Origin of the sequence: Bacillus sp. N12A5, from assembly GCF_026790125.1 — a bacterium.
Classification (GTDB): domain Bacteria; phylum Bacillota; class Bacilli; order Bacillales; family Bacillaceae; genus Bacillus.
Map to the genome: position 1 here is coordinate 115,180 of NZ_JALAMR010000002.1, position 22,572 is coordinate 137,751.

The 22,572-nt window shown below is 44.1% G+C and carries 21 protein-coding genes and 1 pseudogene; 5 read left to right on the forward strand and 17 right to left on the reverse strand.

The window, feature by feature from the left end:
- Positions 1 to 169: 169 nt before the first annotated feature.
- Complete coding sequence (iolX, locus tag MOC09_RS00895; RefSeq protein WP_268369270.1) at positions 170 to 1,198, forward strand: scyllo-inositol 2-dehydrogenase; 1,029 nt, start codon at positions 170 to 172, stop codon at positions 1,196 to 1,198.
- Between the two features lie 49 nt (positions 1,199 to 1,247).
- Here the strand turns inward: iolX and MOC09_RS00900 are convergent, their stop codons facing one another.
- The 7 genes from MOC09_RS00900 to MOC09_RS00930 all read right to left on the reverse strand — a co-directional run bounded on the left by MOC09_RS00900 (position 1,248) and on the right by MOC09_RS00930 (position 8,730).
- A complete protein-coding gene (locus MOC09_RS00900) occupies positions 1,248 to 1,757 on the reverse strand; it encodes a DinB family protein (protein WP_268357944.1) in 510 nt (169 codons plus the stop codon).
- Between the two features lie 50 nt (positions 1,758 to 1,807).
- Complete coding sequence (locus tag MOC09_RS00905) at positions 1,808 to 2,452, reverse strand: LysE family transporter (RefSeq protein ID WP_419901061.1); 645 nt, start codon at positions 2,450 to 2,452, stop codon at positions 1,808 to 1,810.
- A gap of 292 nt (positions 2,453 to 2,744) precedes the next feature.
- On the reverse strand, positions 2,745 to 4,007 hold the full coding sequence (locus tag MOC09_RS00910; RefSeq protein WP_268357947.1) for a ribulose-bisphosphate carboxylase large subunit family protein: 1,263 nt from the start codon (positions 4,005 to 4,007) through the stop codon (positions 2,745 to 2,747).
- Positions 4,008 to 4,027: 20 nt separating this feature from the next.
- Positions 4,028 to 5,437 carry a four-carbon acid sugar kinase family protein gene (locus tag MOC09_RS00915; RefSeq protein ID WP_268369272.1) on the reverse strand — a complete coding sequence of 470 codons (1,410 nt, stop codon included), beginning with the start codon at positions 5,435 to 5,437 and terminating at the stop codon, positions 4,028 to 4,030.
- A 141-nt stretch (positions 5,438 to 5,578) separates the two neighbouring features.
- Positions 5,579 to 6,361, reverse strand: coding sequence for a FadR/GntR family transcriptional regulator (locus MOC09_RS00920; RefSeq protein ID WP_268357950.1), 783 nt, complete (start codon positions 6,359 to 6,361; stop codon positions 5,579 to 5,581).
- Positions 6,362 to 6,445: 84 nt separating this feature from the next.
- The gene (locus MOC09_RS00925; protein ID WP_187955957.1) at positions 6,446 to 7,426 is read right to left on the reverse strand and encodes a 2-keto-3-deoxygluconate permease; all 981 of its coding nucleotides are present in this window, start codon (positions 7,424 to 7,426) and stop codon (positions 6,446 to 6,448) included.
- Positions 7,427 to 7,671: 245 nt separating this feature from the next.
- On the reverse strand, positions 7,672 to 8,730 hold the full coding sequence (locus tag MOC09_RS00930; RefSeq protein ID WP_268369273.1) for a zinc-dependent alcohol dehydrogenase: 1,059 nt from the start codon (positions 8,728 to 8,730) through the stop codon (positions 7,672 to 7,674).
- 650 nt (positions 8,731 to 9,380) lie between these two features.
- Here MOC09_RS00930 and MOC09_RS00935 point away from each other — a divergent pair.
- Positions 9,381 to 10,150: pseudogene (locus tag MOC09_RS00935) on the forward strand (PLP-dependent aminotransferase family protein); the annotation flags it as partial.
- 7 nt (positions 10,151 to 10,157) lie between these two features.
- Here the strand turns inward: MOC09_RS00935 and MOC09_RS00940 are convergent.
- Positions 10,158 to 10,796: a pentapeptide repeat-containing protein gene (locus MOC09_RS00940; RefSeq protein WP_268369274.1), complete on the reverse strand. Its 639-nt coding sequence runs from the start codon at positions 10,794 to 10,796 to the stop codon at positions 10,158 to 10,160.
- Between the two features lie 205 nt (positions 10,797 to 11,001).
- Here MOC09_RS00940 and MOC09_RS00945 point away from each other — a divergent pair, with 205 nt between their 5' ends.
- Positions 11,002 to 11,808 (forward strand): alpha/beta fold hydrolase, encoded by an 807-nt coding sequence (locus tag MOC09_RS00945; protein ID WP_268362881.1) that lies wholly within the window; start codon positions 11,002 to 11,004, stop codon positions 11,806 to 11,808.
- Positions 11,809 to 11,834: 26 nt separating this feature from the next.
- On the opposite strand, the gene cysC is transcribed toward MOC09_RS00945, so the two are convergent.
- The 3 genes from cysC to MOC09_RS00960 form a co-directional block, all read right to left on the reverse strand.
- Positions 11,835 to 12,434 carry an adenylyl-sulfate kinase gene (gene cysC, locus MOC09_RS00950; RefSeq protein WP_268367339.1) on the reverse strand — a complete coding sequence of 200 codons (600 nt, stop codon included), beginning with the start codon at positions 12,432 to 12,434 and terminating at the stop codon, positions 11,835 to 11,837.
- A complete protein-coding gene (gene sat, locus MOC09_RS00955; protein WP_268358693.1) occupies positions 12,431 to 13,600 on the reverse strand; it encodes a sulfate adenylyltransferase in 1,170 nt (389 codons plus the stop codon). Before sat ends, cysC begins: the two co-directional genes overlap by 4 nt.
- Before the next feature lie 112 nt (positions 13,601 to 13,712).
- Entirely contained in the window at positions 13,713 to 14,369 is a 657-nt protein-coding gene (locus tag MOC09_RS00960) for a phosphoadenylyl-sulfate reductase (protein WP_419900993.1), read from the reverse strand.
- Positions 14,370 to 14,616: 247 nt separating this feature from the next.
- Here MOC09_RS00960 and MOC09_RS00965 point away from each other — a divergent pair, with 247 nt between their 5' ends.
- Together MOC09_RS00965 and MOC09_RS00970 are read left to right on the forward strand one after the other, a co-directional pair.
- Positions 14,617 to 15,303 (forward strand): 2-phosphosulfolactate phosphatase, encoded by a 687-nt coding sequence (locus tag MOC09_RS00965; RefSeq protein ID WP_268369275.1) that lies wholly within the window; start codon positions 14,617 to 14,619, stop codon positions 15,301 to 15,303.
- Positions 15,300 to 16,058 (forward strand): phosphosulfolactate synthase, encoded by a 759-nt coding sequence (locus MOC09_RS00970; protein WP_268358698.1) that lies wholly within the window; start codon positions 15,300 to 15,302, stop codon positions 16,056 to 16,058. Before MOC09_RS00965 ends, MOC09_RS00970 begins: the two co-directional genes overlap by 4 nt.
- Positions 16,059 to 16,101: 43 nt before the next feature.
- Here the strand turns inward: MOC09_RS00970 and MOC09_RS00975 are convergent, their stop codons facing one another.
- The 6 genes from MOC09_RS00975 to MOC09_RS01000 all read right to left on the reverse strand — a co-directional run bounded on the left by MOC09_RS00975 (position 16,102) and on the right by MOC09_RS01000 (position 22,567).
- Positions 16,102 to 16,731, reverse strand: a complete 630-nt coding sequence (locus MOC09_RS00975; protein WP_268358721.1) for a YitT family protein — start codon at positions 16,729 to 16,731, stop codon at positions 16,102 to 16,104.
- Between the two features lie 94 nt (positions 16,732 to 16,825).
- Positions 16,826 to 17,941 carry a mandelate racemase/muconate lactonizing enzyme family protein gene (locus MOC09_RS00980; protein ID WP_268358699.1) on the reverse strand — a complete coding sequence of 372 codons (1,116 nt, stop codon included), beginning with the start codon at positions 17,939 to 17,941 and terminating at the stop codon, positions 16,826 to 16,828.
- Positions 17,942 to 17,949: 8 nt separating this feature from the next.
- On the reverse strand, positions 17,950 to 19,221 hold the full coding sequence (locus MOC09_RS00985) for an MFS transporter (protein ID WP_268358700.1): 1,272 nt from the start codon (positions 19,219 to 19,221) through the stop codon (positions 17,950 to 17,952).
- A gap of 111 nt (positions 19,222 to 19,332) precedes the next feature.
- The gene (locus MOC09_RS00990) at positions 19,333 to 20,184 is read right to left on the reverse strand and encodes a GNAT family N-acetyltransferase (protein ID WP_268367336.1); all 852 of its coding nucleotides are present in this window, start codon (positions 20,182 to 20,184) and stop codon (positions 19,333 to 19,335) included.
- Positions 20,185 to 20,188: 4 nt separating this feature from the next.
- Positions 20,189 to 20,638 (reverse strand): GNAT family N-acetyltransferase, encoded by a 450-nt coding sequence (locus tag MOC09_RS00995; protein WP_268358704.1) that lies wholly within the window; start codon positions 20,636 to 20,638, stop codon positions 20,189 to 20,191.
- A 90-nt stretch (positions 20,639 to 20,728) separates the two neighbouring features.
- Complete coding sequence (locus MOC09_RS01000) at positions 20,729 to 22,567, reverse strand: bifunctional homocysteine S-methyltransferase/methylenetetrahydrofolate reductase (protein ID WP_268358705.1); 1,839 nt, start codon at positions 22,565 to 22,567, stop codon at positions 20,729 to 20,731.
- Between the last annotated feature and the right edge of the window lie 5 nt (positions 22,568 to 22,572).

Here is a 22,572-nt window from a genome sequence, read left to right on the forward strand (position 1 = left end):
CCCAAAAAACATATTGCGTGTAAACAAAAGGCAGTGTAAAATGAAATCATCTTTTGAGAAAGCGCTTGCGCAAAAAAGTGAAAGCGGATTGACCGCTGTTTTTTTAGCTGGTTAAGAGAAAGCGCTTTCTTAAAGCGATCCTGAAATGAGATAAAGGAGAGGATGGGACGTGAAACATCAAGTAAGATGTGCAGTATTGGGATTAGGAAGGCTCGGTTATTATCATGCGAAGAATCTTCTCACCAGTGTACCTGGGGCAAAGCTGGTCAGTGTCGGTGATCCGTTGAAAGGGAGAGCGGAGCAGGTAGCCAGAGAATTCGGCATCGAAAATTGGTCAGAGGATCCGTATGAGATGCTAGAAGATCCCGGTATTGACGCTGTCATTATCGTAACTCCGACAAGCACACATGGTGATATCATCATCAAAGCAGCCGAGAACGGCAAGCAGATCTTTGTTGAAAAACCGCTGACATTAAGCCTTGAGGAATCAAAAATCGTTTCCGAAAAAGTGAAAGAGACAGGAGTCATTTGCCAAGTGGGCTTTATGAGACGATTCGATCCCGCATACGCAGATGCCAAAAGGAGGATCGACGCTGGTGTAATCGGCAAACCCATCTATTATAAAGGCTTTACACGTGATCAAGGAGCGCCTCCAGCAGAGTTTATTAAACACAGCGGCGGAATTTTTATTGACTGCTCCATCCATGACTATGACATTGCCCGTTTTTTGCTCGGAGCGGAGATCACTTCTGTTTCAGGACACGGCAGGATCCTGAACAACCCGTTTATGGAGAAGTACGGCGATGTGGATCAGGCGCTGACGTATTTAGAATTTGACTCCGGCGCTGCGGGGGACGTCGAGGCTAGCAGAACGTCTCCATACGGACATGACATTCGGGCTGAAGTTATCGGAACAGAGGGCAGTATTTTCATAGGGACATTGAGAAACCAACATGTGACCATCCTGACAGCGAAAGGGAGCAGCTATGATATTATCCCAGACTTTCAAACTCGTTTTCATGAAGCCTACTGCTTAGAGCTGCAGCATTTTGCTGAGTGTGTCCGGAATGGAACAACACCGATCGTGACAGATATCGATGCGACGATCAATTTAGAAGTCGGCATCGCCGCGACCAATTCCTTTCGAAGCGGCAGGCCCGTACAGCTTGATGTGAAGCGTGCTTATACCGGTATGTAAAAGTGAATATGTTGCATTTGAGGCTTTCCGCAAAACAAGCAAGGACAGTTTAGCCCTTGCTTTCTCTTTTCTCATATAAATAGTACATATAATCAGTAGGTACGCCTGAATGGCCCAGCTGTCTCAGCATGGCCGTCACGTTCCCTCTGTGATAAGTGCCGTGATTGACGACATGCAGGATGGTGTCTGCATAGGTTGATTCCAGTGTACCGAGTTTCGGATGCTGCATTGAGAAGGTCTGTTCTAAGTCCGTCTGGCGGCTGAAGAAATCATGATACTGTAATTCCAACTCGGAAGTGTGCTGTTTAATCGCTGTCATCTTGACATGCGCGGACTCGAATTTGCCTGCGCCGTCTATAATCTCTTGGTAGGCCACTCCCGAAAGAACGTTCAGCCAAATGTAGTCAGCCCTGCACATATGAAGCAGCACGCCGCTGATAGAAGGGAATACGCTCTTTACTTCTTGATAAGCCGTTTCCTCCGGCAGGTTTTCGATATGGTTCAATATTCGCTTGTTCGCCCAGCAATGGTAGTCATAAAGCTGTTTTGCATCAGTCATCAGCATTGCCTCCTTTTCTAATAAATTCGCTGTTTCAAATTGTTATTCCTTCAATTGCTGAAGAGCGATGCCCCGAAATATCCTGCTGCTGCCCACATTACCACTGCAGAGCATTTGTTTACGATCAGCATAAGCCTGCCGCTCGTATCTATTGACTGAAACAGCCGGCCCGCTATTGCAAGACTGATAAACCAAATCCAAGACACAGCGATGCAGCCAGCCATAAAGAGCCATTTCTCAAGCCCCGAATATTGAAGAGAGCTCGTGCCGATGACGCCAATCGTGTCCAGAATGGCGTGCGGGTTTAAAAGAGAAACAGCGGCAGCAAATGCAGCTTGTTTTTTCGCTGTGAACCTGTTTTTCTCTGTTTGGTTTTCTTTCGGTCGGCTGTTCCAAGTCACCCAGCCCATATAGAGGAGAAACAAAAATCCGCCGGCCATCATCACGGTCTCAAACACAGGCAGCTCTTGCACAATGACGGATACACCTGCTACGGCTAATACAATGAGCAGGGTATCGCAGACAGAAGCGCTGATGACGGCGGGGAGTGCCAGCCAAATATGCCTTTGCCATGCTCCTTGCTGAAAAATAAACACATTCTGCGCTCCCAGAGGCAAAAATGAAGCCAAAGCCAAGCAGAATTCCGTGAATATTGCATTCAGGCTGAGCAAGTTCTCTGTAATACAAAAAAGGATCTACTCTTTAAGTGTAAATCCTTTTTAGTTGATAGATTTGTTAAATCATAATATCTTGACTTTTCCCGACAAAAAAACAGCTTTATATATCTTTACTAATACACCTCATAGTTTAAATACAATCCTTCTGCTATTAATAAAAAAGTAAAATCATTCTTCATTAATTTTAAATTTGGATTGGAAAGCGATTATCGGATCATTAATCCGAATCATTGTTACTGAAATAGATTGCGAAACCAGAGTACTCCTCCGATTTTTATAGATTGAAAAAAATAATATATGCAGTTATTATTTATTTGCCAAATTTTTCGATGGCCTGCTTTAATTCAATGTGAGTCTCAGCATATTCATTAAGGGATACACCAGAAACTGCTGCTTCCCACGCTTGAATCATGCTTTTAACACCTGCTTTCGAGCCACCTGGATGCCCAATGATGCCCCCACCTGCTAAATGCATGACATCAATTGTTTCCATTGATTCATAGGAAATGGGTGCAGTTCCTGCCCATTGGCCGGAAGACAATACGGGCATCACGGTATAACCGCCAAACATTGGGGTTATACAATCTTTTACCGATTTGATAACGGACTCATTAGACTCATAGAACTTGCTGTTAATAGCGTTACAATGTAAATGATCGACTCCAACCAGGCGGCATAACTTTTGATAAGCCGTAAATTCCATACCTAACTGCGGACAACGGGTTATAGCTCCCCACTGGTTACGGTGGCCATGAATGGGAACCTCACTAAATTTCCTCAAATGTGCAACACCTGCCAGCCCTACACTATTAATACTGACCATTACGCAGTTTCCACCAGCTTTTAAAACGGTTTCATAATTACGTTCAAGCTGATCCATGTCATCCGTTATATTAAATGCATACATTAACTTTTTACCTGTTTTATCAGCAACCCTCTCGATTTCTTCCATTGCAGCGGTTACACGGTCTTTCAAAGGAGCGTATGGAGGGTTAGCATTTAGTTCATCATCTTTGATAAAGTCTATCCCAGCTAACGCCAAATCTCTTACAACTCCCCGTAGTTCATCTGGTGTTAAACCAATACTAGGCTTAATTATCGTTCCAATAAGGGGACGATTGTACACATTGGCTAATTTTCTCGTTCCTTCAATCCCAAACTTTGGACCGGGATACTTTTCAAAAAAGGCATTTGGAAATTCCAGGTCCATGAGTCTTAATCCACTAACTTCACGAAGTTCATACAAGTTACCTGCTACAGCTGACAATAAATTCGGTATTGAAGGGCCAAAGTTATGTAAAGGGAACGATAACACGACCTTTCCTCGGTGATATGAAATCGATTTATTTGATGCATGAGGCAATTTGGAACCAGGCAAGGTTGGAGAAGAAACCACCTCTAATTCTTCAATCGAAACTACTTTCGCTGCAAAGCGATCCTTAAGCTCTTCTGTTTCTCCAGGAACAGCAATAAACGTACCGGTAGATTGCTCACCTGCCATGACTTTTGCAGCATATTCCAAATCATAGGGCGTCTCAATGTGATACGTTGCAAAAACACGATCTTGGCTCAAATGGTAACACTCCTTAATATTTAGTATTTTAAGGTCATATCATTTAAAGTTTCCGCGTCAGATGAAGTAGCTTCCTTAATCTTCGCAAAAAATTCAGTACTGCCCATCTGCCCACCTTTTAAAGCGATTTCAATACCATTTATAGTTGGATCTGATGAATAGCCACAACACAGTGGAACACCTGGATCAATCGGAAGAATCATTTCCAATGCAAAGATTTTCAATTCTTTTGTCACAAAACCCGAAGTATCTCCTCCAGCAACAATGATTCGGCGAATACTAGTAATTTTCATAATTTCCAAAGTCCATTTACCTAATTGACTGCCGATCAACTCTCCTGATTCTCTTTTCTTTATTCCCATTTCATCAAAGAGTCTGCGGGTTTCAGCAATAGCAGAATCTTCTGATCCACGAGCTGTATATAAAATAACACTTTTACCGTTTTTAATATGTTTAATTACCTTATCCAATAAATCTTTTGGTAGTTCTTCTTTATTAATAATATCTTGCGGAGAAATTTGAATCCCCACGAAACCGGCTTCAATTGCAGAATCGATTTGGTTTTTGGTGATTGGTGAGCAGCTACCAGCTACAACAAGAACTTGATTAACAGCAGAAATTTTTATTTGCTCTTTTTTGTTGCTTGATGCTTGCAATCCTCGTCGCTTCCATTCAGCTGTTAATGCATATTCAACACCTGATGATCCGACTATGAAGCGTAAACCCTCTTGGCTTTTTTCCCACAATAGTCGGCCAACCTTCTGACAATGGCTATTATCCATTCCATCAAAAAGAACGATGTCATTACTTGATGCTAATTTTTGCTCATACACTTCTTTAACATGGCTATAATCACCGGAGAGTTCCACCACATCCATCAAACCAATTTGCTTGGGTGTCTGAAACTGTTTGTTTAAATGAACTCGTAAATCTGATTCGTTCATAGGTGTCATCGGGTGTTTTGACATCGTTGGATGTCGATCCAACCGATAAACGGTATCATACATTCTAGCAAAGTGGTTTCCAAATAGTGTATACCTTCCTAGTGGTGGTGCCGCAACAAAAATCGGCACTGCTTTTTGTTGTTCAGTGTAATCAAGCGCAATTTCAATCGCTTTCCCAATACTGCCAATTTCTGGATTAGAATCAAATGTTGAACATGTTTTATAATGAATCACATCTGTTTTCAACTTAAATAATGACTCGAACATTGGTCGTAATTCTTGTTCCATTTCATTAGGATTTTTAGCCCGGCTAGTTCCTGGAATCCCAATACATTGAACGCCAATGAATTTTCCCAACATCTCTGGTGAAGGCATATCTAAAAATAGGATTGTGCGGTAGCCGTTTGAAGCTAACGCTTCCATTGCATCAGTAGAACCGGTAAAATCATCCCCGTAAAAAGCAAGCAATAGATTTTTTTCGGTCATTCTCAACCTTCCTTTCTATCCTTCTTTATCTGGTTCTTCAAGTAGATTTTTGTTTAAATAGACGGCAACTTTCACTTGACAATGTGAATTGTTTCGTATTGTAACAATAGAAAGATTAAGAGGCAATTTATCATCTAAAATTTAAAATGTTTGATTTTTTTCACTCGGTGTATTGTCTGAATTCCTATTCTTAATCCATTTCATCCACAACTTAAGAGACATTTGTATACCGTAAATTCCAGTATAAAGATCCTTTTTTTCTAGTGCCTCAATAAGAATTCTATGATTTTCAATTGTCGTTTTCTTGTCCTCGCCCTTTATTTGGCCAATAGCGTAGTTTTCTAAGATCATTGGCGAAAAAATTTCAAATGCAAACAAATATATCTCTGCCATTAACTTATTTTTAGTTGAAGCAGCTAATGCTTTATGAAATCTCAAGTCTAATTCATGAATGAGTTTATAATCATCTGGATAGGTTTCAATGCATTCCAAAAAAGAATTATGAATTGTCTTTAAACCTTGTATATCTTCCTTAGTAGCGTACGTAATAGCTAATTTTACTACTGCTACTTCTATCTGCTCACGGAACTCAACTAATTCTTTAAGTTGCATATTATTTAAGATTATTTTAAACAATAGAGATTGAGAAAAAGATATAGCTTCCGGTTCTGAAATATACGTACCATCTCCTCTTCGTATCTGGATAATATTAATAGCTTCCAAGATCTTTAATGCTTCTCGAACTGAACTTCTACTAACATCTAAAATTTCACTTAATTCACTTTCAGTAGGAATCTTATCATTAGGCTTTAACTCTTTATAAATGATCTTATGCTTAATGTAGTCCGTTACTTGATCTACAGCTGTTTTTGTTTTTTCTTTATTAACTGCAGCTGACATAATTAAATCCATTTCGTTATCCATTTTCTTATTCACCTTTATTATTTTTAATTTTGGTTCTTACAAGTATTATATAGTTAAATTAGCTGCAATTTTGGGTTCAAGCATTTACATTCCAATATTTCCAACATTCTGTACCTTTCTTTTCTCAACTCGTTTTGCATACCAAACGGTTAGTACAGGGGATAATATCGCTGTAACGATAACAGCCGCTGATACTTGAAGTGTGGCGCTCACAGCAACTTCATTATAGATAGGATTAACAGCTGCAAGGGATAATGGTACGGCAGCTGCATTCCCCGCGGTGTTTGAAGCCGCCAAACCTCCCACACCGTCTCCACCTGTAATTCGATCTAGTATAAATAGAGCAACTCCAGTAATTATAACAACAGCTATACCTAAAAAAATGCCAGATAAGCCTGCCTTCACTACATTGGTTAAATTAATTCCAGCACCAATTGCTAAACCTAAGAGAGGAATAAAGACGTCCTCACCTTTACTTAAGAAATCTCGCATCTTTTCATCTAGATTTCCTAGAATCATTCCCACAAGTAGAGGAAGAAGTGTAAAGACAAATGCGGAAATTGGAAAACTTGCTAATCCAGCAATACCTAATATTAACATAGTAAAGAATGGCCCAGATTCAATTGACATGATGGAGTAAGCAGCTATATCCTCTTTTTTCTTTCCTAATTGCCCCATAAGAGCCATATAAATAGCACCATTTGTATCAGAAAAAGCAGCAACTATTGCTAACGCGGATAGTCCTAAAAATAAGTTGTTTTGATCAGGGAAAATAGATTTAATCAGTAAAGCGATTGCAAAAGTTGTGCCTATTTTGCCAAACCATAAGGCTCCACCTTTTTTCAACACATAACCAGTTGCATTAAATCGTATGGTTGAGCCTAAACATAGATAAAATCCACCTAGTAATGCTGTCGTGCCGGTTAATAGTCCCCCGGTAAAAGAATGTGTAAATGTTTGCGATTCAAATGCTTCTGGAAAGAGTGTGCGAATCAAAGATCCTATAAATAAAGGAACTAGCATTAGGCCTGCAGGAATTTTATCAATTGCCGCTTTTATTTGCATAAATTCAACTCCTGATATTGTTTTAGAATTTGTGCAACTCTAGTTATCAAACAATGTATAGTAACATTGGTGCAATTTATTTCAACGACCCATCCCAGTTACGCAGGGATTTTGAAGCGCTTTCAATATTTGGTCTAATGTTTATTCAGCTTGGTACTGGATGGATCCTCCATATTGATGCTAACTCTTTCTAAATGCTATAATGCGCTATTTTCTGGTGAATTATGTTCTGAATATTATGTTTTTTAGAAACGTTTTTGATCCTTTAAGAACATAATTTTTCCAGCACCTTTATTTACCTGTTCAAATGCTTCATCTATTTGTGAAAATGAATAACGATGTGTTACAACTTCAAGTATATTAATTTTTTTTGACTCAACTAAGGATGACAATTTCCACCATGTTTCCCAAATACGTCTTCCAAATAATCCTTTAATTGTAGCACCCTTTAGATTAATGCTTTGTGTTACATTAATTGGAATTGGACCGCCAGGGTGCCCTACAGTGACGACTCTTCCTTCTAAACGAAGGTAATCAAACAACGTTTCATATACTTTTGATGAACCCGTCATTTCAAAAATAAAATCTACACCACCTCTGCCAGGCGTCAGTTCCTTAATAATTGCTGAAAGATCTTCTTTAAGTGAATTAACCCCAATAGCACCAAAACTTTTGGCCATATCCACTCTGTACTGGTCTATATCAACTGCTATAACTCTTGAAGCCCCACATGCCAGCAACATTTTTATAGCCAATAGACCTATAGCTCCACATCCAAAGATGAGGGCTGTATCACCAGGCTGAATTTGGGATTCTTCCACTGCTCGCATAGCTACACCGGCTGGCTCAAAGAGGGCACCTTCTTCGAAGGATACAGAGTCAGGTAATTTAAATGCTACACTTGCCGGAGCAATTGCATAGTCTGCAAAACAGCCGTCACAACTCGTTCCATAAATACCCATATTCATACAATTATGAGCATTGCCTGTTTGACACTGAAAACACTCTTCACAAGGAATATGAGTTTCCAAAGCTACTCTGTCACCAATCTTTCTATTCTTAACTTCACTACCCACCTCAATGATCGTCCCGGAACACTCATGACCAACAATAAAAGGAAACTTCACATTAAATTTTGACGCAAAATCCTTAGCGGATTGCCCCCATTTATAGTAACTTATATCCGTTCCACATATAGCTGCTGCTTCTACTTCAATTAAAACCTCATGAGGTTTTGGTCTAGGTTCCTCCACTTCTATATAAGAGAAACCATAATTTTCCTCTGTTTTTACAACCGCTTTCATTTTAGAGTGCCTCCTTAGGTAGACGCTTTTATTATTCAGGGCTGGTGTTTTATACCACCATATATTTGTGATAAACCATCTGACTTATAGGCAATATTGAATTTGTTTAGATCAATTTGGTTACAATACCTTAACTCGTAAGTATGCAAGCTAATCTACTCTACTCTCCTTTCAAATTTGTATGATGTTTAACCTGGGCGAATAGATTGGAATTAGTCATATGAAATCCAATTCACTTGCCAGATCTTGAATAATCATCAGATGATTAACTTTGAATCAAGTGTATAATAACAAGGTAAAATCAGTCAATAATAATTTTTTCTTGTTTCAAGTACCTAAACAACTAAGTGATAAATAACTGTTTTGTGAAATTCATCTGATGTTTACGACAGAGGGTTGTTAAAGTTACTTTTGATGTTTTGCTTCTATTCATCTGATGTTTAAATACTAAATGAAACTCCAAATGATTTAATTCAGTAACAGATGAAGGAGCGGCTTTATAAGCCTCACCTTCGGCTTTAATTGAAAACACGTGCAAATGAAATTCATATCGTTACACTGTACACTTATGTTTTTCTGAACCCCTCTGAGTCCGTTATCCTATTAAAAAGCCTAACATTCTATAAAGAAAAGAGATCTTTAGCTGAGTTCAATCAGCGGGGATGCGGCTTCGCGGCTTGCCGATGGATGAAGCAGGAATCGAAGCGGCGCTTGTTTCTCCTTATCGGAAACAATACGGAGGACGGCTGCTGTACACGATTCCGTCATTTCATAATCCGACAGGCGCTGTCATGTCAGAGCAGCGAAGAAAAGAGATCATCAGCCTGTCAAAAAAAGAGCGGCTGCCGATCATTGAGGATGATGCGTACGGTGATTTATGGTTTGAAGAAAAACTTCCACAACAGTTAAAAGCAATGGCAATATTCTGTATCTGGGCACTTTTTCAAAAACAGTGAGTCCCGACCTTCGAATCGGCTGGCTGGCCGGACCGGAGCCGGTCATTGAAAGGCTGGCCGACATTAAAATGCAGACAGACTACGGATCGAGCGGCCTGTCTCAGTGGACGGCTGCCGAATGGCTGTCACAGGGATATTATGAAGAGCATCTGACATGGATACGCAGGGAGCTAAAACAAAGGAGAGACGCGGCGCTTCGTTTTCTTGAGCAGTATGCAGGGGACATCGCGACGTGGACAACTCCCGCCGGAGGCTTTTATATTTGGGTGACATTTCATAGATCCCTGCCTGTCGCCCGTTTCTTTCATGAATTGCTGAAACAGCAGGTGCTGGTGAATCCCGGTTCCATTTATGACGGTGAAGATCGAAACAGCATCAGGCTGTCATATTCCTATGCATCTCTTGCCGATTTGGAAACAGGCATTAGAGCGGCAGCTGATACAGCCCGCCGCCTGATGTCCTAAGCGTTTGTTATACAATGACAGCTCCCAGCGTCCTGGCGAAAGCAATCGCGTGCTCCGGCGCGATTTTGCAGCCTTTCAATTTGTCGAGGGAGACGTGAAGCTGTTCAAACCGGCATGTGCTGAGATCCATGTTTTGAAGGGACGTGCCAAAAAAGCTGGCGCTTTCCAGTTCGCACGCGTCAAAGTGTGTCTGCTGGAGCGCCATATTGCTGTACTCACTTTGCACCAGTGTACAGCGGTCAAATCGAACTTGTCTCATATTTGAGTATGAAAATGAGCTGAAATGTCCGTGGCATTCCTCGAATGAAACATTCCGAAGCGTTGACTCCGCTGCATTCATTCCAACCATTTTTGATTGCTTTACGGAGGTTCTGTGTACGACAGCCCCGCTGAAATCGGCGTTTGACAAATCACACTTTTCGAAGATCACATCGGTCAGTTCAATATGCCGAAAAGACACGTCAATAAACACGACATTTCTGAATATTGTTTTTTCAACACAAAGTCGTTCGATATCTTCGTCGCAGATTGTACAATCTTCAAACAAATGCATGCTGATGACCTCATCCTGCGCAGCGGTTTCATGAAAATCTGCGGTTTGCAGGTTTTCCGGTATGTGCGGTTTTTGAATCACTGTTTTATTCATGTGGTGACTTCCTTTACTGCCCGAAAAACGAGACGCCTTCGGGATCAATTTAATAGATCGTTATGGGAATTGATACATATAGTAAATCGTGAAGAGCCTTTTCTTGATACAGTAGCCTGCTTGTTTTGTAAGCATAAATGGAAAGATTCCTGTACGTCAAGGCGTTTACAGGCCGGGAAAGAAAAGGGAACAGGAGGAATGCGGAATGGGGCATTACGTCAAGACAGAGGAGCATGTGACACTGTTTGTAGAGGATATTGGGCATGGAAGGCCGATCATCTTTTTGCACGGGTGGCCGCTGAATCATAAGATGTTTGAATATCAAATGAATGAGCTTCCGAAAAGAGGATTCCGTTTTATCGGCGTTGATTTACGTGGATATGGGCAATCTGACCGCCCGTGGGAAGGCTACGACTATGACACGATGGCCGATGATGTCAAAGCTGTTATTTATACGCTGCAGCTTGAGAATGCGGTCCTTGCCGGTTTTTCGATGGGCGGCGCAATTGCAATCCGTTACATGGCAAGACATGAGGGAGCCGATATCAGTAAGCTGATTTTGCTGTCTGCAGCGGCGCCCGCATTTACAAAACGTCCGGGATATCCGTACGGGATGAGGAAGCAGGATATTGACGACATGATTGAACAATTCAAAAGTGATCGGCCAAAAACGCTTGCTGATTTAGGAAAACAGTTTTTTGAGAAAAAAGTGTCTCCAGAGCTCAGACAGTGGTTTCTCAATCTGATGCTGGAGGCTTCTTCCTATGGGACGATCCACTCCGGCATTGCACTAAGAGATGAGGATCTCAGAAAGGATCTTGCGGCAATTAAGGTGCCGGCACTGATTCTGCACGGCGGAAAGGATAAAATTGCGCCGTTTGATTTTGCGAGGGAATTGAAGCGCGGCATCAAACAGTCGGAATTGGTTCCGTTTGTAAACAGCGGGCACGGAGCTTTTTATGAAGAAAAAGAGAAGATCAACCGTTTGATTGCGCAGTTTGCCGGCTCATAAGAAAAAACCCGATATGAATCGGGTTTTTATATGATTCCTTTGTTTTGCAGTTCTGTAATGATCAGATCAGCTCCATCGGAAATAGATGTCTGGTCTGTTTCAATGATAAAATCGGGTGAAAGCGGCGCTTCATACGGAGAATCGATCCCGGTAAAATGCTTGATCTCTCCGTTCCGCGCTTTTTTATAAAGGCCTTTCGGATCGCGCTGTTCGCACACATGCAGCGGACACTTCACATAAATTTCGAAGAACTCTCCTTCAGGAAAGAGCGCTCTGACCATGTCCCGATCCTCTCTGAATGGAGAAATAAAAGCCGTTAAAATCATTTGCCCGCTGTCGACAAACAGCTTCGCCACTTCACCAATCCGGCGGATGTTTTCAATCCTGTCGTCAGTCTGAAATCCAAGATCTTTGTTTAAGCCATGGCGGATATTATCGCCGTCAAGCACATAGCTCTGAATGCCCATGTGGTAAAGCTTTTCATCAACAGCATTGGCCAGCACCGACTTTCCTGAGCCGGACAGCCCGGTAAACCAGAGGGCGCAGCTTTTGTGTCCGTTTAAGGACTGTCTGTCAGACTTTGAGATTGCAGCGGGATGCCAAACGATGTTCCGATTGTGACTCATTGCAATCCCCTGCTGTTTTGCTCGATGGCAACGGGCTGTTGATGAAGACCCTTGATTAGTACGTTTGCGACCTCAGGCCGGCTGAATTCTTTTGGCGGCTTTTTGCCGTGGCGGAGAAGTTCTCTCACTTTTGTGCCTGATAAGTGGATGTGGTCTCTCGGGCTGTGGGGGCAGGTTTTCGAGGTGCCCATGTTTCCGCATTTTCGGCAGTAAAAGCTGTGCTCGAAAAACAGCGGCTTGATGCCCAGCTCCTCTTCTGTGAATGATTGAAAAATATTTTGTGCGTCGTACGTTCCGTAATAGCTGCCGACACCTGCGTGATCACGGCCTACAATAAAATGGGTGCAGCCGTAGTTTTTGCGGACGAGCGCATGGAAAATCGCTTCCCGCGGACCTGCATACCGCATGGCGGCAGGGAAAACCGATAACATAACCCGATCCTTTGGATAATAATGATCAAGCAACACCTGGTAACTTTCCATTCTGATATCGCTCGGAATATCATCTGATTTCGTTTCACCGACAAGCGGGTGAAGCAGCAGACCGTCGACCGTTTCTAACGCTGTTTTTTGAATGTATTCATGCGCTCTGTGAACAGGATTCCTTGTTTGAAAACCGACAATCGTTTTCCAGCCGAGTTCTTTAAAGGCCGCCCTTGTTTCTGCGGGCGCTGCGTAAAACTGTTCGAAGGATTTGTCGGGAAGGCGGCTGACAGTGATTGGCCCGCCGATATAGTAATCCGGGCGCGCCAGCAATTTTTTTACGCCTGGGTGGGCTGAGTCGTTTGTTTTATAAAAAGACAGTGCTTCTTGTGTTTTATCGGGCTGGTAAATATCAGTGACTGTCATCACGCCGTAGGTGACGCCGTTTTTCACAAGCTTGACGCGATCTCCGGCAGACAGCAGTTTTGCTGTTTCTTCTCCGACAGGCAGCGTAATCGGCAGGCTCCATGGCAAGCCGTTGTCCAGCCGCATCTCTTTCACAACAGAATGATAATCTTTTTCTCCCAAAAAACCAGTTAACGGGCTGTAGCCGCCGATCGCGATAAGTTCAAGGTCGCTCAGTGCAAGCTGATCCAGCTCCGCTTCGCACATGCACCCTTCAAAATGGCATGCGGGATCGCAGCGGTTGATTAACACCCCTCCATGGGGCTCGTTTCCATACAACGCGTTCAACCTCCATTTTTATGTGTCCTTTGTTAGCTTTTCTGCGGCGCTGGCTGAAAGCTTTAAAGCAGCGCCCCATCATCATTTCGTTCCCTGGCATGGATGCCGGACATTAATCCTGATGCAGGCCGCATTCTGTTTTCTCCCGTCCGGCCCATCTTCCGGCCCTCTCATCGTTTGGATCTGAGGATGGCAACGTGCACATTTCACAGCCTATGCTCGGGTAATGTTGATCGTGCAGTTTGTTATAAGGCAAATTGTGAAGGCGGATATACGTCCAAACGTCATCCCATGTCCAGTGGATGAGCGGGCAAATTTTAATGAGCTGAAATTTCTGATCCAAATTCACGTATTGAATATGCTTTCTCGTAGGAGACTGCTCCCGGCGCAGCCCTGAAATCCAAGCTGTCATGCCGGACAGGTGTTTTCTCAGCGGCTCGATTTTCCGCAACTGGCAGCAGAGGTTCGGGTTATGCTTCCACAGCTCTCCGCCGTATTGCGTCTCCTGCTCTTTTAAGCTGAGCTCGGGTTCGAGCAGCTGGATTGTAAATGACGGATATCGCTCCTTGACAGTCTCGATCAGCTCATATGTTTCCTGAAAATGCAGCCCTGTATCCAAAAAGATGATGTGCGCGTTCTTGTTGATTTTTGATATGAGGTCGAGAAGCACCATCCCTTCTGCGCCAAAGCTGCATGCGTACACTATTTTATCCCCGTACGTTCGGTAAGCCCATTTCAACACATCGAGCTCATCGATCAATTGATCCATTATCTGTTCGGACAGCGTGTTGTTCCATGTGTCATATGTGATGATTTGTTCGTTCAAGATTTTCCCCCCGTTTGCATCTGTCTGTTTTCTTATCTATTGATCGAGTTATAGGCAGACTATTCATTTTTTACATAAACGTTCAGGGTTTTTAGGTGTGGCGCCGCCTAAAATGAGGGGCCGGAACCATTAAGAGACCGGCTGAATATGCTTTTAAGCAAAATGGTTTTTATGCCCAAGGAGAGGTAGTATGCCGATTACCATTTATCAGGGGCATCATCAATCGCTTGCCCCGGCGGATATTAACATCGTCATTGATGTCATCAGAGCCTTTACGGTCGCCCATTATGCGTTTATCGGCGGGGCGAAAGAGATTTTATTAGCCCGAACAGCAGAAGAAGCCTTTGCGCTGAAAAAAACGTATCCGGATTATGTGTTGACGGGAGAGGAAAAGGGGGTCGGTATCAGCGGGTTTGATTTGGATAATTCGCCAAAACGCATGGCAGAGCAGGATATGGAGGATAAACGCCTGATTCAGAAAACAACAAACGGCGTCACAGCGGCATTAGGGGCGCTGAACGCCAAGCATCTGTTCGTGACTGGATTTTCCAACGCCAGAACAACAGCTGAGCATGTAAAAACGCTGGCTGCAAAGGATTGTGTTTTGAACATTGTCGCTTCCCATCCATCAGGTGATGACGATATGGCGTGTGCGGAATATATCAAAGGCATCATCGAGGGGACAAACGCGGTAAAGGCTTCGGAGGCGGCTGAAAGAATAAAACGCTCTTCTGTTGCGGAGAAATTTTTTGACCGCCGCCAGCCGTTGTTTGATCCGGAAGACATTGCATATTGTACAAAAGAACAGACAGGCGATTTCGTGATGAAAGTGAAACAGGAAAGAGAAGTTCCAACGATAGAGAGGGTCATAATATGAATGATTTTTCACTAGAATTGCCAGTGAGAACAAGCAAGCCGAGAGAAACTGGGCAGAGCATTTTAATCGATAACGGCTATCCCTTGCAGTTTTTCAAAGATGTGATAGCTGGAGCGTCCGACTATATTGATTTTGTGAAATTCGGCTGGGGCACATCTTTACTTACGAAAGATCTTGAAGAAAAAATCAGCACGCTGAAAGAGCATGACATTAAATTTTTCTTTGGCGGCACATTGTTTGAGAAGTATGTAAGCCAGAAAAAAGTAAATGAATTTCATCGGTACTGCACTTATTTCGGCTGTGAATATATCGAGATTTCAAACGGCACGCTTCCAATGACAAATAAAGAGAAAGCAGCTTATATAGCCGATTTTTCTGATGAATTTCTTGTGCTCAGCGAGGTGGGAAGCAAGGATGCGGAATTATCAAGCCGGCAAAGCTCTGAGGATTGGCTTGAATATATCGTAGAGGATATGGAAGCGGGAGCGGAAAAAGTGATTACAGAGGCAAGGGAAAGCGGGACAGGAGGTATTTGCTCGAGCAGCGGCGATGTCAGGTTTCAAATTGTCGATGACATCCTTTCCTCGGATATTGATATCACCCGGCTGATTTTTGAAGCGCCGAATAAAACGCTCCAGCAAGGGTTCATTCAACGGATCGGGCCGAATGTAAATCTGGCTAATATCCCATTTCAGGATGCGATTGCATTAGAGACGCTGCGTTTAGGACTGCGTTCCGATACCTTTTATTTGTAAAACGCGGCTGCGGGGCTCTCGTCATGAAGAGAGCCTCTGCCTATTATTTTTTATGGCGGTACATAGGCGTGAGATAGGGGAGTGAAGTCAGACGGATGTTATAGATGAAGTCGATGACTCTTGTTGATATCACTTGGCATATCAGGGCTTGAATGACGATGCCCCAAGCGATAATAGACGCGGTTACCATAAAAATGATGCAATTCATAATGAGCAGGATCGTTCCGGGATTCCCGCCGCGGTAAATGGAAATCATCAGAGCAAGGGCCCCGAATCCACCGTTTGAAATTTTGTATTTGTATAAAAGTCCAATGCCGAGTCCCAATAACACTGCGCCGCTGCCTAGATCAAGCCACAGGTTTGATGTGATATCCGGAAAAACCGCATCAAAAATTAATACCGATACAGAGGTGACCGTAATCGAAGCGAGGGTGCCGGTGAATGTTCTCATCTCCAGCCATTTTAAAGCGGTAAAAAGCATCGACACATTTACAGCCCACACGGAAAAACCATGGGGAATTTGAAACAGATAATGCAATAGCACCGCAATACCTGCTGCCCCGCCTGTCGGAATATCATGCGGAAATAAAAACAAGGACATGCCGAGTCCCTGCAGTACGCCGCCTACGATAATCATAAACGTAAGTTTTGCTTTCATCAGCAGTTCAGCCATTAAGTCATTTGCTCCTTTATGAAAAGACTTGTCCGCTGTTTCCATTTTATGAGGCTGTCCATGATTTATGTCTGCAAATAAAAGATGGCCCAGCTTAATATGCTGAGCCATCCCATTTGTAGCAATTAACGATCTCCATATTGATTTCTGTTCCAATGCCTTTTCCTTTCGGGAGATGCACTATTCCTTTTGAAGGCTGAAGGCTGATGAGATCGGTAAAAGGATTTTCCATGACATCCCATTCGATCGGTTCAATTTGATCGTTCTCCATTTTTGACCATGGAGGGAGACAGGCTTGCGCAAATAAAGCGTACAGCCGTGAAAGGGAACCGTCATATGCATGAGCGGATGCTCTGACGCCGAAATAACGGGCGAGCTGGAGGCAGTCCCGAAACTCATCGATTCCGTTGACATGCATGACATCGGGCTGAATGATATCCAAACAGCGCTGTGAAAGGAGATGCGCAAATGGAGCCGCGCCTTTCATATTTTCTCCGCCGGCAACAGGCACAGATAAACGGCTGCGCAGCAAAGCGTAATCCTGCGGATGATCAAAGGGCAAAGGCTCCTCAAACCAGCCGATGTTCGTCCATTCTGAGAAATAGCGTTCCCATTTAAAAGCGGCTGCAGCGTCGTAGCTTTGGTTTGCGTCCAGAATCATCGTAATAGAGCTGCCGGCCGTATGCTGCAACGCATTGATGTGCCGAAGATCTTCCTCGAATGAAGTCCCGCCGATTTTGACTTTGATTTGCTTAAAGTCTTTTTTTAACTGGGCTTCAACGTTGGAAACTGAACGGCTGATCCATTGCGGCTGGTCTGAATATGATTGAAATGAGGCATATACAGGGATCTCTTCTCGAAATCGCCCGCCCCATAGTTCACAAACCGAACAATCCGCAGCTTTGGCCGCAATTTCTGTCAGTGCCATGCTTACAGCAGAGGCCGCCCGCTGGTGCCATTTTTGAATCGTGCGCACCAGGGGCAGGCGGCTGCCGGCCTGTTTTCCTAAAAGATACGGGATAATCCTTTTGGTAAAACCGACATGGAGAGCCGGAAGCCAATCGACGCATTCTCCCCAGCCGTCGATCCCGCTTTCTGTGACAATTCTGATGAGATAGCAAGTTCGATATCGTTTAAACCCGTTTGCATCTCCGTATGCATTTTCTAATTGGTGCAAAAGCGGAAAGGTCTCAACCCGTTCAATTTTCAAACTGGATGCTACCTTTCCTCAGCAGGCTGTAGCCGGTTGCCAGCCATTTTAGATTCTTCTTCTTTTTCTTTTGTTTCTTCTTTGTTTTGATTGACATGGATCAGCATGATCACGAGTATGCCGACAACAAGCGTCAATCCGGCAATACTTAAAAACATGCCGGGTCTGGACCATTCCATCAGGCGTCCGAAAATCGGAGGCCCGATGGCAACCCCTAAGAATCGAACTGATCCGTACAGCGAGGTTACAAATCCACGTCTTTCTTTGCCGACAGCTCCGGTTATAAAGCTGTTTACACAAGGAAGTACAAGGCCTGAACCGATACTGCTCAGGACGAGAACGCTGATAAAGAGCACAAGATTTTCAATGAAAGATAAAGCCGCATAAGATACGGTCATAAACGCCAATCCCAGAACGATCAGCTTTTTCATTAGCGATTGCTTTTGGCCGATTTTGCTTCCGGTTGTATAAGATGTCACACACATGACCAAAAGGGGAATTGCCAAAATCAAGCCTTTTTTAACGCCGTCGGTATCGTATGTTTTTTCTAGGACATCTGAAAGGTAAAAAAGGATGCCGAATAAAGTAAATAAACAAGTTGCCCCTGCTAAATAAGCAGTAAACAGCCATCTGCCCTCATGTTTAAAAACACTTAATAGCCCTTTTGCATATTTTCCAATCGGGGGCGGTTCTTTTTCCTTTTTCTTTTCCTTAATAAAAATCCAAGTCAGCACGATTGAAATGATACAAAACACCGGGAAGGCGAAAAACGCGCCATACCAGACAAGCAGGGCGATTAGCGAGCCAATGATCGGCGAAAGCACTTTCCCCATGCCGTTTGAAGCTTCAACAAGGCCAAGCACCTTGCTTTCCTGGGCGCCTTTAAACAGATCCCCTGACAGCGCCATGGCAATTGGGCCGGTCCCGGCTGCTCCGAGTCCCTGAAGCGCCCGGCCAGCCATAACCCAAGGGTATGCATTGTCAAAAAAACCTGCGGCAAACCCGGCTAACAAACCGCCCGCTCCATATAGAAATAAACAGGGGATAATGATGGCTTTCCGGGAAAAACGGTCTGCGAGATAACCGACAATCGGAATCGCAAACGCCGCAATCAAGGAAAACACTGTGATCACGAGACTGACTTGAAATTGTGATAAATGAAGTTCAGATTTCATTTTTGGCAAAATCGGAATAAGCATTGAGTTTCCTAGGGTTAATATTAAAGGGATTGAACCGATTGCAACAATCGTCATTCCGTTATTTTGTTTTGATGATTCCATCTCAGAGCACACTCCTTTTCTTCTGCTTAGAATGTCCCTGATGGCTCCGTTTATTCAACGATCAGACCGCAAAAAACCGAACAGAAAATACCTGTTCGGTAAAAAAGAGGATTAGCCGAGGGCCTGTGATATTAAAGCATATAAGTGTCCATTTTGGATAGGAAGCTTCTTTTTCTGGTAAAGCATAAGCGGAGGCTCATCGTCTGCTTGAAATCCCATTTCTATCAGGCTGTCATGCAGAGAGGTGTGTTCAGCCGGTATGTCGATTCGCATCGGACTTTGTTTGCCGGCGGCCAGCCTGCTGATTAATCGTGCAGCAACGTCTGATGATGGGGCGACAATGGGGCCGAATTTCAGATTGGCTGGTGTTTGTACAGTTAGGCCGTAGCCAATGAGATGTCCCTTGTTGTTTCTGGCAACGATACATTCCTCTGAATTGGAAATAAGTTGCTGCAGAAGGTTTGATCGGTCTCCGCCAAAGGCTGCCAGATCTGCTGCGGCTATGTCTTGAAAGTCTTGTTCTTTAAAGGAGGCGAGCTCAGCGTTGGGCTGCTTTGCAAAAGGCTGAAAACTGTGACAGCTGTATTTTCGGACTGAACCTGCGTGATGAAAACCAGCTTTTTCATAAAGCGGCAAACCTTCTTTTGTGGCGCAAATCCTGATGGCGGTGCTTTCATCCGTTTTGCTGATACACGCGTTTACCATCCGCCGCCCGAGACCGAGCCGTTTGTATTCTATGTCGACGATGACGAGGCCGATAGAAGCGAGACGGCCAAACAAAAATAAGCCGATACAGGAGATGATCTCACCGCGGATGTTTTGATAACCGAAAAAGCGTCCTTGCCGGACAAGCAGTTTCAGTTCTTGTTCGCCATAATCCGGCCATCCGGCCTGCCTGCAAAGCCGCAATAAGCCGGGGACATGTTCTTCATGAAACTCAAACAGCTCATCCATTACGTTCATCAGATCACCTGCTTGTTCCGATTTTTTTGCACATGACGATATGAGTGCCAATGCCAGGAATCTCAAACGGTTCGCCGCGTTCTTCCCAGCCAAGTTTTGCGTAGTAGCCTTTGACATGTTCTCTTGCATTGCACCAGACCGCCTGCACGCCTCTCTCTGCCAGTTTCTGCTCCGCGTGTTTGATCAGTGTGCTTCCAGCTTTTTGATCGCGATATCCTTCAAGCGTTGCCATGCCTCTCAGCCTGTACGCAGGGGACTCCGTTAATAAAGGCTGATTTTGAGGGGAAAAAGAAGCGATGCTGATTAGCTTCCCTTCATAAAATGCACCGAGATGAAAGGAGCCTTCTGTATGATCCTGTTCATATTTGCATTGTTCGATGGATTGATGGGGACGCAGGACGCGGTGCCGGATGCCGTATGTATCTTCCGCAGAAATGGTTTTAACTTCGAGCATGATGTTCCTCCTTATAAACTGATTTTCTTTATCGTAACACGAATTACGCTGAAAAAGACCGCCCGATTGGCTCAGGCAGTCTTCTAGGCATTAATGCAAATAGATATTTTGGCGCTGCTCATCCTTTTGCTGAATATACGAAGTGAGCTCGGCGGTTAAGTCAGATCTAAGAAAAGGCGTAATCAAGTAGATCCCGTTAAACAGCTCGCATGCCGTATCCAACAGAGAGCGTGCAATCGCAAGGCCTTCCGCTTTTTGTTTCTCCTTATCCTCGCCGGCGAGGGCCATTTTTTCGCGAATAGAGTCAGACAGCTTAATGCCCGGAATTTCATTGTGGATGAATTCAGCATTCCGGCTGCTTGTGAGCGGCATAATGCCGATATAGATCGGTGTCTTCAGATGCTTGGTTTCGTTATGGATATCGACAAGCTGCTGCTCGGAATAAACAGGCTGTGAAACAAAGTAATCCGCGCCGCAATCTATTTTTTTCTCCAGCCGTTTTACGGCTTTATCCAGATGGCGGACGTTAGGATTAAATGCGGCGGCCACTGAGAAATTCGTTTTCTTGCCAAGCGGCTTTCCTGACAGGGACAGCCCTTCATTGAACTGTTTGATCAGCCTGATTAAATCAAAGGATGTTAAATCATACACAGACGTTGCACCCGGAAAATCCCCGATTTTAGATGGGTCACCCGTAATGGCCAGCACATCATTCAGCCCTAATGTATCCAGGCCCATTAAATGTGACTGCAAGCCGATAATGTTTCGGTCCCGGCACGTAATATGGACAAGGGACCGCATATCGAGCTGCTGCTTCACAAGGGCACCGCAGGCGACATTGCTGATCCGCGGGGTAGCCAGTGAATTGTCGGCGAGTGTCAGGGCATCAATTCCCGCTTCCTTTAATTCAGCAGCTGCGGACAGAAATTTGTCAAAGCTCAATTTTTTCGGCGGATCCAGCTCTACGATGATGGAGCGTTTTTCCGCCGCGATCTCATTCAATCCGGGCTCCATCCGCTCGTGCTGAACGGAAATGAATTCCTTTTCCCTGGTTTTGACTTCTTTTTCCGTAATCGGAGCAAGTCCGCCAACCGCTTCGGCCATGGCTTTGATGTGATTCGGCGTGGTGCCGCAGCAGCCGCCGATAATCCGTGCGCCTTGCTTGCGGAATTCTGACGCGCTATTTTGAAAATACGTGTCGTCTGTTTCATAGACGAGCCGTCCCTCTTCAAGCGACGGAAGACTGCTGTTTGGATAAACTGATAAGAACACATCATCAAAAATCGGCACTTCGCTGAGCGCTTCAATCATGTGATAAGGGCCAAGGCGGCAGTTAATGCCGACGATATCAGCTCCGAGATCCGCAATCGATCGCAATGCTTCGGAAAGCGGTGTTCCGTCCTGCAGTACACCTTGCTCATGCATCGACACATTCAGCATAATCGGAAGATCAGTCTCTTTCCGCGCGATTTTGAGTACTTCACGTGCTTCTTCCAAATCATAATACGTTTCTAGCAGCAAGCCATCCGGCCCTTCATGCAGCAGCAGGTACAGCTGCTCGCGAAAACTGCGTTTGATCTCGTCAAGGCTGTACGCGTTTTTATTAAACGTGCGGATGCCGCCCATCGTCCCAAGCACGTACGCGTCGCCAGCTGAAGCCCGCGCGATTTTTACTGCCTCTTGATTCATTTTTTTGATGTCATCCTCAAGGCCGTGTCTGGATAATTTAATATAATTGGCGCCGTACGTATTCGTTTGAATAATGTTGGCTCCCGCTTCAACGTACGCTTTATGTATGCGCTGAATTTCCTCCGGCTTCGAGATGTTAAGCTCCTCAAAACACCTGTCAATGCCATAGGAGTAGAGGAGCGTCCCCATGGCGCCATCACCGATTAGCACCTGTTTTTGTAAATCTTCTAAAAGTCCCATTGTCT